Annotated in this window: 13 protein-coding genes; 5 read left to right on the top strand and 8 right to left on the bottom strand. The window is 68.0% G+C overall.

Annotation, left to right across the window (positions count from 1 at the left end; genetic code table 11):
* Positions 1-59 precede the first annotated feature (59 nt).
* On the bottom strand, positions 60-320 hold the full coding sequence (locus FNH09_RS05240) for a WXG100 family type VII secretion target (protein WP_152885541.1): 261 nt from the start codon (positions 318-320) through the stop codon (positions 60-62).
* Positions 321-549: 229 nt separating this feature from the next.
* Here FNH09_RS05240 and FNH09_RS05235 point away from each other — a divergent pair, with 229 nt between their 5' ends.
* The 4 genes from FNH09_RS05235 to FNH09_RS05220 all read left to right on the top strand — a co-directional run bounded on the left by FNH09_RS05235 (position 550) and on the right by FNH09_RS05220 (position 3,788).
* Positions 550-810: a WXG100 family type VII secretion target gene (locus tag FNH09_RS05235; protein ID WP_152885540.1), complete on the top strand. Its 261-nt coding sequence runs from the start codon at positions 550-552 to the stop codon at positions 808-810.
* A 46-nt stretch (positions 811-856) separates the two neighbouring features.
* Positions 857-1,702 (top strand): hypothetical protein, encoded by an 846-nt coding sequence (locus FNH09_RS05230; RefSeq protein ID WP_162468140.1) that lies wholly within the window; start codon positions 857-859, stop codon positions 1,700-1,702.
* Between the two features lie 20 nt (positions 1,703-1,722).
* Positions 1,723-3,174: a PE-PGRS family protein gene (locus tag FNH09_RS05225; protein ID WP_152885539.1), complete on the top strand. Its 1,452-nt coding sequence runs from the start codon at positions 1,723-1,725 to the stop codon at positions 3,172-3,174.
* Between the two features lie 128 nt (positions 3,175-3,302).
* The gene (locus FNH09_RS05220) at positions 3,303-3,788 is read left to right on the top strand and encodes a hypothetical protein (RefSeq protein WP_152885538.1); all 486 of its coding nucleotides are present in this window, start codon (positions 3,303-3,305) and stop codon (positions 3,786-3,788) included.
* Positions 3,789-3,795: 7 nt separating this feature from the next.
* Here FNH09_RS05220 and FNH09_RS05215 read toward each other — a convergent pair whose 3' ends face one another.
* The 7 genes from FNH09_RS05215 to FNH09_RS05185 all read right to left on the bottom strand — a co-directional run bounded on the left by FNH09_RS05215 (position 3,796) and on the right by FNH09_RS05185 (position 9,589).
* Positions 3,796-5,187: a PE-PGRS family protein gene (locus tag FNH09_RS05215; RefSeq protein ID WP_152885556.1), complete on the bottom strand. Its 1,392-nt coding sequence runs from the start codon at positions 5,185-5,187 to the stop codon at positions 3,796-3,798.
* 199 nt (positions 5,188-5,386) lie between these two features.
* Positions 5,387-6,082 carry a hypothetical protein gene (locus tag FNH09_RS05210; RefSeq protein WP_152885537.1) on the bottom strand — a complete coding sequence of 232 codons (696 nt, stop codon included), beginning with the start codon at positions 6,080-6,082 and terminating at the stop codon, positions 5,387-5,389.
* 144 nt (positions 6,083-6,226) lie between these two features.
* Complete coding sequence (locus FNH09_RS05205; protein ID WP_152885536.1) at positions 6,227-6,781, bottom strand: hypothetical protein; 555 nt, start codon at positions 6,779-6,781, stop codon at positions 6,227-6,229.
* Positions 6,762-7,106 carry a DUF6406 domain-containing protein gene (locus FNH09_RS05200; RefSeq protein WP_162468139.1) on the bottom strand — a complete coding sequence of 115 codons (345 nt, stop codon included), beginning with the start codon at positions 7,104-7,106 and terminating at the stop codon, positions 6,762-6,764. The genes FNH09_RS05205 and FNH09_RS05200 overlap by 20 nt, the downstream gene beginning before the upstream one ends.
* Before the next feature lie 19 nt (positions 7,107-7,125).
* Complete coding sequence (locus tag FNH09_RS05195) at positions 7,126-8,625, bottom strand: C2 family cysteine protease (protein ID WP_152885534.1); 1,500 nt, start codon at positions 8,623-8,625, stop codon at positions 7,126-7,128.
* Positions 8,625-8,993, bottom strand: coding sequence for a hypothetical protein (locus tag FNH09_RS05190; protein ID WP_152885533.1), 369 nt, complete (start codon positions 8,991-8,993; stop codon positions 8,625-8,627). The genes FNH09_RS05195 and FNH09_RS05190 overlap by 1 nt, the downstream gene beginning before the upstream one ends.
* Positions 8,994-9,121: 128 nt before the next feature.
* Positions 9,122-9,589 (bottom strand): hypothetical protein, encoded by a 468-nt coding sequence (locus FNH09_RS05185; RefSeq protein ID WP_152885532.1) that lies wholly within the window; start codon positions 9,587-9,589, stop codon positions 9,122-9,124.
* A gap of 142 nt (positions 9,590-9,731) precedes the next feature.
* Between FNH09_RS05185 and FNH09_RS05180 the strand changes: the two genes are divergently transcribed.
* Positions 9,732-10,064 (top strand): hypothetical protein, encoded by a 333-nt coding sequence (locus tag FNH09_RS05180; protein WP_152885531.1) that lies wholly within the window; start codon positions 9,732-9,734, stop codon positions 10,062-10,064.
* Positions 10,065-10,087 lie beyond the last annotated feature (23 nt).

Raw genomic sequence — 10,087 nt, 5'->3', positions numbered from 1 at the left:
CCGCAGATCCCCGGCCGGGCGCCCCGATGCATCGCGACAATCGCGCGGCTCGCCCGGAATCAGGTGGCGCGCTCGATGTTGTCGGCGCTGGTGTTCGCCGACTTGCTGGCGTCGTTCAGCGTGTCGACCCACTTCTCGAAGGTGGGCTTCACGTCGTGCCAGTCGTCACGGAAGCGGTCGGCCTTCGGACCCTTCCAGAAACCCGTGCTGTCGGCAGTGGCCGCCTGGAGGTCCTTGATCAGGGCCTGAAGGTCGTTGGCCTTGCGCGCATAGAGCTTGGAGAGTTCCCGGAGCCGTCCGAGATCTGCACCGCGATCCATAGCGAATCCTCCCCGTGTAGTCGTCAGAAGCAAGCGGACTGTCCGTTTGCAACAGTGGACGCTACCGCACCATGCGCAGTTCCCGTCCAGAGCTGCCGAAGATGCGATCGTCCGGTGAACGAAGCGTGTTCACCCCCGTTCATCCCGTTCCTCCGGGCCAGGGGGTTCACTCGGAACGAGCCTGCCGCGCCAGTATGCTGGGGCTCTTGAGACACCGGGGGAGACTGCTATGGCGAATCCAGACATACAGGAACTCAACCAGCGGGCCAGTCAGTTGACGTCCCTGGCCGACCACATCGACTCGCTGCTCGACTCGGCCAAGAACCACAGCACGACCGGGATGAAGACCTGGTCCGGCCCGAACGCGGACGACGTGCGCGGCAGGCTCAAGAACTGGACCACGACGTGCGGGACGGTCGCCAAGGCACTGCGCGACGAGGCGCATCAGTGCACGCAGGACGCCAACGACCTGAAGAACAACAAGAATTAAGCGGTGAGAGCCGGCGCCGCCGGTTTCACGGGAGGATTCCAGACCAGTGCCCTCGTACGACAGCTCCCGAGCCCGGTTCCGGCTGGCCGACCGTCATGTCGCCGTATTCGCCCACCTCCTGGACGGCGAGACGCCTCCCGAGGAGCTGTGGGAGTCGCTGGTCGAGCTCCAGCGCGTCGGACTGGTCGGCGAGGAGGGCGAACTGGCCCCGGTGCTGCGCGACCTGCTCGGCGCCCTCGCCGACCCGATGGTGATGATCCAGGTGGAGGTCACCGGCGAGCACGGCGCGGTGAACCACGGTGTGGTCGTGGGCCAGGACGCCGTCATCTCCCACGACGGCTGGCCGGGGGAGGAGGAGTCCGAGTACGTCTCCATCGAACCCAACACCCTCGTCTGGGAGTTGGCCCGCAAGGTCAACCTGCACCGCGGTGAGAAGCCGCAGGAGGGCGCGCCCGAGGTCCGGATCGGGACGACGATGGCCGCGCTGGACGCCGCGTTCGTCGCCCTGGAGGAGCCGGGCCCGGACGACGAGGCCACCCTCGCCCACGTCGGCAAGGCCCTGGTCGAGGCCGACGCGAGCCTCACGTCCCCGGCCCTGGAGCAGTTCCGCGACCTGGTCGTCGCCCTCAACGCCACCTGGCGCGTCACCACCGCCTGGGACGGCCTCCACGACGGCAAGCGCTCCGCGATGATCCGCGCACTCGCGGTCTGGGACTGCGGCCCCCTCGGCTACTGGATCCGCGAGAAGCCCGAGGAGCCCATCCTGCCCGGCCAGGTCACCCCGGACAGCCCCCTCGTCCTCACCCGCTCCAACTCCGCGGACGTCTGGGAGAAGCTCACCGACCTCCTCCCGGACAAGGAAGAACTCCTGATCGAGGCCGAGCAGCAGTAGTCCGCCGCCGTCCGCCGCACATGAGGAACGTCAACCCCGAGGACCTCGACCACCTCGCCAAACTGCTCGACGGCCGCGGCGGGGTACGGGACAGGCTCGACGAGGCCTTCACCCGGGCCGCGCGCCTGGGCGTCACCGCAGACCTGACCTCCCTCAAGCCCCTGCGCACCTGGCTCCCCGACACCGCCTCGGACCTGCGCCGACGGGCAGCCATCGCAAGACTGGAGGACGGCGACCTCGCGGCGGGCCTCAAATGGGCGGGATTCGACACCGAGGACATCGCCAGGGCGGCCTTCTACCTGAAGGCCCCCGGAGTCCTCCTCCTGGCCAACGCCCTGGCGACCGACGACGCCCCCGGCACGGACGCGTTCCGGCGCAGGAGCGGGGAGTCCCTGGACGACTGGGTCGACCGCATGAGGGCCCACGGCATCGCCGGGATCCCGGCCCTCAAGCCGTACGAGCCGGAGATCGCCGAACTCCTCGGCGACATCGGCGACGTCAAGTCCACACTCCGGCACGGAGGCCTGGCCACGTTCCACGGGGTGAACCTGACGAAGATCCTGGTGGGGAACTCCGTGACCCAGGGCTACCTGAGTGGCCGCAAAATGTGGGCAGCGGACCTCTTGAAGCGGCTTCCGGGCCGCTACACCTGGGCCCCTGGGAAGTTCACCGAATGGGGTAACAGGCTGGCCAAATGGGAGCCTCCGGTACGATCTCTCTCCGCGCCGGGGTCATGGCTTCCGGGGAAGCTGGCGGGTTTCGCATCCCGTAACGGGACATACCAGGATGTCGCGCGGGTCCCGTTCGTCAACAGCCAGGTGTCCACCCGGGTCGGCGATGCCTTCGACGTCGTCCGCCGCAGCCAGGTCATGAATGGCCGTCTCCTGTTCGGGATGAGCGGGAACAAGATCATTGATGGGCTGGTCGGATCGGACAGGCTCGCGCGGATGTACGGCGGTCTGACGCATGCCGGAAAGATCCCGGGCCGTGCGGGAAACGCCAGCTACTGGAAGGTCGGCAAAAGCGTCTACCAGGACGCCCGTCTGTTCGGTAAGGGCCGCTTCGCCGCTGCTGGAGAGGGATTCAGAGTGGCGGGCAGGATGGGCGGGGCCCTGCGAGCCGTCGGCGTCGCCGGTGGAGTGTTCGCCACGGTGTACAGCGGCGCCAACGTATGGTCCCAGGGAGATCCGAGAAGTCATTTCGGCAGCAGAACCGAAGGGGCCAAGTATGTCGGCGACGTGAGCGAGACCCTTTTCAACGCCTCGCTGACCGCCGCCACCGTCGCCCCCAATCCGTTCACGATCGGTGCAGTGGTGGTGACCGGGGGAGTGTATGCGGGAGCCAAAGTCGTGGAGCACTGGGACGACATCAAAAAGGCTTCGAAGCGGGCGACCAAATGGGTGGACGGCAAGGCGGGTGATCTGGGGAAGAGTATCGCCAGGTCCAAGGCCAACCCCATGAACTGGTTCTAGATTCGGGAAATCTCATGCAGGGCGGAGAATGAATGTCGAAGAGTTTCGAATTCGAGCTGGTACCCGTTCACGACGGGCAGATCGCGAATGGGTACTCCGGTACCGTCGGAGTATTCGGCGGAGTGAGGGTGTACAGCCCGTCCGGGACGACCCTCGATGGTCCGCTGCGGCAAGCAGTCGTGCAGGGCGACCAGTTTCCGGAGACCCTGTTCAGTGGAGGCAGCGGCGTCCTCCCCTCGCTGGACGGGGGCTGGCTGAAGGTCGACCAGTCGCTCGTCCGGATGGATCTCAAGGTCAAGGGGGTACGCAGGGGATCCCGCTGGCTGGAGATGACGTACCGCGAGCGCAGCTACACCTACACGTCCTACGGACCCATGAAACAGGCCCAGCTCAAGCGCGAGGGCGTGACCGTCACCATCGACCGGGGCCGCTACATCCCCAAGGTCGGCGGCACCCGGGTCGGCAAGGCCGAGGGGGAGGCCGACGCCACGGATCTCGCCATCGCGATCGTGCTGGAAGAAGTCGACAGGTCCGCCCTGACGACCAGCGGTGCCCTGCTGGCGATCCCGGCGAACTTCCTCTTCGGCCGAGGCCGGGACGAGGGGACACCGTGACCGCCGGTCAGAACCAGTTCATCGGATTCGCCTTCGACTTGGCGATGCTCTTGCCCAGGTCGCTCGCCTTGTTGCCCACCCAGTCGGCCGCCTTGCCGGCCCCCTTGGTGATGTCGTCCCAGTGCTCGACGACCTTGGCGCCGCCGTAGATCAGGCCCGTGCCGACGGCGAGGCCGATGGTGATCGGGTTGGGGGCGATCATGGCCGCGGTGAGGGACGCGTTGAAGCCGACCTCGGCGACGTCGGCGACGTACCCCGCGCCGTTGCGCTTGAAGGCCTCGACCGGGTTGCCCTGCGAGATGACGTTGGCGGCGCTGAACCCCGTCGACACCACACCGCCGACGATGCCCGCGCCACGCAGGAACCCGGCGGTCTTGGCGGCGGCGCCGAATCCGGCCCGCAGGGCGCCGGTGTCGCCCGCCGCGCTGGAGGCGTTGGAGAAGACCTTGACGAGGCTCGCGCCACCGGCCCGGGTGACCGGCGTCCCCGCGTGGCTGAGCCCGCCGAACGTCTTGGCCACCTCGTCGGAACCGACCACGAAGTCGATGGCGTTGTTGAGACCGAAGCTGCGCATGAGAGGCGTGCTGCGCACCCAGTTGTACGCGTTGCCGATGAGGTCGCCGCGCACGCCGCCGGACATCGGGATACGGCTGGCGTTCTGGTACAGGGAACTGCCGGAGGCCAACCGGCCGAGCTGCCCGGGCAGCCAGCTGCCGGGCGCGCTCAGGGAGCGGATCTTCGGCGACCACTTGATGAGGCCGTTGCCGGCCGAGCGTATGAGTCCGCTGTCGGAGCCGCGCAGGACCACGCCGAGCCGGGTCTTCCAGACCCGCAGAGCGCCGCCCTTCAAGGAGTTGCCCAGCAGCACCTTGGTGAGCGAGGCGCCCTGGATGGTGACGAACGCCGAGGCGGTGGTGACGGCACCCCAGTCGCCGTACAGGCCGATCATGGTGGCGATCGTCTCTTCGTGCGGCTTGAGCCCCGGTATCTCGGAGATCGCGTGCGCCTTGAGCCGGTCGAGGTAGTCGGCGAGGGATTCGTCCGGGCGGCGCTTGAAGACGTCGGCGCCCGGGTCGTCGCTGGCGGCCACCGAGTTGGCCAGCAGCATCTCGTCCGGCGAGAGCCCCTTGTACGCCTCGATGTCCTTGGCGCTGAAGCCCGCCCAGCGCAGCCCCGCCTCCGGATCCCCGCTCTCCAGCCGGGCGTAGATCGCCCGCTTGCGCAGATCGGGGGCCGTGTCCTTCACCCAGGAACGCATGGGATTGAGCGAGGCGAGCTTGCTGGAGACACCGAGCCGGGACGCCCGGGTGAACGCCTCGTCCAGCTTGTCCTGCACACCACCGCGACCGTCCAGCAGCTTCGCGAGCTGGTCGAGATCGTCAGGATTGACGTTCCGCATCCCCATGCTTCATCCCCCTAGAACACTCCCACGCGGACCGGCAAGGACGGTCGCGAGTCGGCGCACCATGATACGGGCGGGGTCGTGAGGGTGCAGAGGATCAGATGTGCTGAAGCGATGCGCAAGCGAACACGTAACTCCGGAAGCCGAGTTCACGCACAGCGCAACCCGCTGCCTTTCTACGTGGGATCAGTTGGACTCAACGATCGCCGATGAGCGCGAACGCGAAGGCCAGACGCCGGTCGACCCAGCCGGCCCGGACGCTCACCTGCCCGTCGCCCTCCGAGAGCATCACCACCTTGTCCTGCGAACGCCACTCCAGCGAGCGCGACTTGGTGGGCTGGTCGCCGCCTTCCGCCCCCAGGTCGCCGATGGCGTTGAGCACACCGCCGAGGAACTTGCCCGCCACCCGTCCGGCGATCTCCTTGGCGTCCCCGCTCATCCACTCGTTGCGCCCCACGATCTCCGGGTGCCCCGGCTGATCGATGCGCCAAGTGTGCTTGAGCGGACGGTGCTTGGGCGGTACGCGAGTGAGCGTCCCGATGGCCTGACCGGCACCGTCACGCACCACATGCCGCAGTTCACCGTCGACGTCCACGGCCGGCTCGACGTAACAGAGCAGCTTCTGGGCGTAGATGTCCTCGTACAACGTGTGCTCGGGGAGCGACGGCAGGCCCGGCTGCTGGGTGTACGTCATTCCGAGGAAGGCGCAGGGGGCGAGCACCCGCATGTCCTTGGACCCGCGTGCCACGCGCACGGCCGGCGGACCTCCCGCGGCACGTTTGCGCTTGACCGTGACCGGTCGTTCCACCTTGGACACGACGAATGTCTGGACGTCGGACCAGCCGACCTGTTCAACCGGCGGCTCCTGCGCCTTCTGCCTGCCGAACCCCACAACAGCCTCCAAGCCCGTCCCACACGCACCGACGGCTCGACTGTACCCAGGGCCCGCGGCGGACACCGAGCGAGGCGGATGCGCGGGAGGACATGCTCAGGCTCTGTTCGTCGGCCGAACCACGCCCGTCCAACGCGCGGTTCGCTACGTGCTCGTCCGCTTCAGGCGTATGGCCCGTTCCGTCAGCCCCGACACCGTGAACAGCACCCCGGCGAACTCGACCGTGTCGCCGACGCGGGCGTTGTCGTAGTCGGCTACGGCGACCGCCGCGCAGTCGCCCCGCAGCCGCGCGGTACGCGTCCTCGTGTCGACGTACGAGACAGTGATCGACAGGCCGGCGGGGAAGCGCCGCACGCCTCCGTTGTCGAGAACCGACAGGGTGTCTCCCCGTGGCGGGAAGCCCTTCGACGCCGTGGCCAGCACGGTCGGGTTGGTGGTGAAGCAGAATCCGCCGTCCGCCTCGCCGCCGACCGGGCGCGGGGAAGAGGGCGCCGCGGCCGCCGCGGCCTTGTCCGGCTCGGCCGCGGGCTCCAGCACGACCCGGTAGGCGCAGATCTGGCGGACGGTGCAGCCGTGCCCGGAGACGGTGATGCGCTGTCCTGCCCTGACGGTCTGCTGCGTCCGGCCCGCCTCGTAGCGGGCTCCGTCGCCCAGTACGGCGGCGACCGCCACGGCGCCGCTACCCGACGCCCTGCGCACCGGTACCCTCCTCCCCGCCGGTACTCGCGCGCTCCAGCACCACACGGGTGCGGTAGTCGACCTCCGCGACCCGCCAGCGGTCCCCGGTGATCTCCACGACGTCGCCCGGGGTCAGGTCGTCGTACTCCACGCCCGGCCCGTCCTCGCTGCTGACCTGGATCCGGCCGTGCACCGAGGGCTTCGCGAAGATCGTCGCCACGATCCGGTGGGTGCGACCCTCGTGTTCGACCGTGTACGGGATGTGGTACCTGAGCACCCAGCGCCCGTCGAACTCGAAGGGGTACTTGACGTGCGGGCGCTCCGGCTGGAGTTCGGGCTCGGTCACTGCACTCACCTGTCGGGCCTCAGGGGACATCGAACGCCTCGGGTCCCTGGAAGTACTTGTCGAACTGATCCTGCGTCACCGTGATCGGCGGATAGCCCTTCACACCCCAGGGGTTGCCCAGAATGATCTTCCCGTCGTCGGTGAAGCCGCGCACGTAGTAGGCGTGGTTGCTGTGATACGTGCTGCCCCATTCCGTGGGGTGGTTCTTGTCCAGGTCCTCGTCGTCCGGCGTGGAGACGGTGAGGACCTTCCCGGAGTCGAAGGCCTTCTTCAGCGAGCCGATGTCCTTGTCGTCGTGCTTGCCGAGGCCGAGGAAGCCGCCGGACTCCAGGTCGTCGCCCTCCTTGCCGGTCAGATAGGGGGCGGACTTCTTCGGGTCGTCGCCCTCGATACCGCCGTAGCCGCGCTTGCCGTCGCCGTCGTCCGAGTAGACCAGCGCGAAGGCCTTCTCGTAGTACGCGGGCCAGGTCTCGCCGTTGCCGTACGTGCTGATCGGGTTGCCGTTCTGGTCGGTCGGCAGGTCGGCGGTCATGGTGACCCACTGGTAGTTGCCGTTCTTGTCCCAGACCCGGACGCTGACGGTGCCGTTCGGGTTCTGCCTGATCCCGTCCTGGACGAACTTGGGGTCCTTCTGCGCCAGGCCGGCCAGCGAGGCGACGTACCAGCAGTCGCCGAACTGGTTCTGGTTGACGTCGTCGGCCGACACCCCGTCCTGGAACAGCGGGTCGGAGGGCGGCGCCCAGTGAATACCGTTGTTGGTCTGGCCGTTCTGGCTGTTGCCGCCGCTCTCGTACGCCGCCGTGTTGGTGAACGTCGGCTGCGTACCGGGGAAGGCCGCCTGGAACTTGCCCACGTTCTCAGGGCTGATCTTGGACAGCATCAGGCCGAGAGTGGCCCGCCGTCCGGCCTCGGGCAGACCGTTGTCGTCGAACGGGTTCCAACCCGAGTCGTCCGTGTTGCTGACCAGCTGGTTGTAGAAGGCGAGGTCCTTGGGAGAGGCCTTCGTCATCAGCGCGTCCAGCTCGGCTCCGGTCAGACCGTCCAGCTCACCGGAGACCTTCTCCAGGTCGTCACGGTTGCCGTCCATCCCGAAGTCCTTGCCCTGGAGGGCCTGGAGGTCGCGCAGCGCGTCGTCGATCTTCTGCGCGTCCGGCGCCGACTCGTCCAGGAAGACCATGCTGTCGTTGACCGGGTAGCCGCGCTTCTCCAGCTCCTGCAAGCCCTCCAGCTGCTTGATCCGGTGCTTCATCGACGTCTGCATGTCGGAGAGCTCGCCACCGAGGGAACCGGGCAGCCGCCTCCGGCCGACGCCGAAGATCGACGGCATCGGGATCACATCGCCGACCAGGTCCTGGAGCTCGGGGTCCCGGGAGGCGTTCTGCCCCGAGGGCAGGTTCTGCTGGGCGGTGGTCAGGACGGTCGCGAGCCGGGAGTGCAGCTTTCCGGAGTTCTGGGAGAGCGCGTCCAGCTGGTTCGCGAGTGCCGTCAGCCCGGTCGCGTCGAAGCCCCTGAACGTCATCAGTGACCGCCTCCCGCAGCGGACTTGGCCTTGTCCTTCGCCTTGGCCTGCCGGTCCAGCTCGTCCGCCTGGGTCTCCCAGCGCGTGGCGTCCGCCAGCAGCGCCGTGCCCATCCGGTTCAGGCTGCGCTGCCGCTGCTGAAGGGTGGCGGTGGACTCGTCGGCGAACGGTCCCTGCCAGATCGCGCCCTTGTCACCCCCGGTACGGAACGAGGCCGCGCGCGGCGTGGCCTTCCGCACCGCGTCGTCGAGATACGGCCCCAGCTCACGGGCGAGCGACCGCGCCTCCCGAGCGCACCCGCGCAACTGCTCGGCCCGCCGCTTCAGTTCGGCGCCGTCGCCCCCGCCACCGTCATCCGTGACCGCCATGTGTCACACCTCCCCCGTTGACTGCTTCTGTTCAGCTATGTCCAAAATTGATTGCCGGCGGCATCGCTGTGCAGCATACGAGGGGCCCTGTGACCCATGACCCGACGAGCGGGAAGTGCCTTCGACCGTTACAGGGTCACCACATCCGCCCGCTCCCCGGGCCGGGACCGAACGGAGCCGCGAAGACCGCGACGACGCATGGACGCGATGGCGACGAACGAGACCAAGGCCGCGGAAACCAGCACGACGGCAGACGTCAGCGGCATCGAGACCGCGGAGTGGTGCACGACAGCGGCGCGTTGCGCGGCCGCCCCGACGCCGTGCCGGGGTCCGTCCGGCGCGGAGTTCCCGTCACCGTAGACGGCGATCTCCTTCCACGGCTCGAACAGCTCACGGACCCAACGGGCCGACCGCGCCGTGACGCCCCGCGCGACCTCCTGTCCCCACTGCGCCACGGCATACAGACCACACCCGATACCGAGCCCCAGCAGTACGCCGGGAAGCGCGTACCAGCCGTCCCGCGGATGCGCGATCGGGAACGAGGAACGCGCGGTCCGCAGGGCCGGCGCCGGCTGATGCTGCGGCTCCTGATGCATGGCTCGATTCTGGGATCGGGTCCGGCACTTGTCCTGAGTACGGCTACTCATTCGGCCAAGCGATCGAATTCGGCTGACAGCCTGGGATTTGCTGCCGCTCATACAGCCGCTGGGTAAGGTGCATCCGGTCGAGGGGAGGGCCATGGCAGCCGACGGGGACACGGCGAAGGTGGACAATCCGGAGCGGGAGCGGCTGAAAGAGCTGAAACGCGACCTGCAACGAGAACACGCCACGCTGGTGGGCGCGTTGAAACAGGCGGAGAAGGACATAGGCAACGGCGGCCGGGACTCCGCGAAATCGTGGGTCGGCAAGAACGCCGACAACTGGCACAGAGAGGTGGCCGGCCACCGCAAGGTGGTGCGCACCCGCATCGACAAGGTGCTCGAAGACATCCAACGCGAGATCGACAGCATGCCGGAGAAGGTCACCTCCGAAGAAGCCACTTCCATGAACCGGAACAGGCGCATGTCCTGAGGCGAGGACCGAGCAGACCAGCA

Origin of the sequence: Streptomyces adustus (assembly GCF_009377175.1) — a bacterium.
In the GTDB taxonomy this organism is placed as follows: Bacteria; Actinomycetota; Actinomycetes; order Streptomycetales; family Streptomycetaceae; genus Streptomyces; species Streptomyces adustus.
Note: the sequence above shows the minus strand (reverse complement) of the source record. Positions and strands in the feature narration are given on the sequence as shown.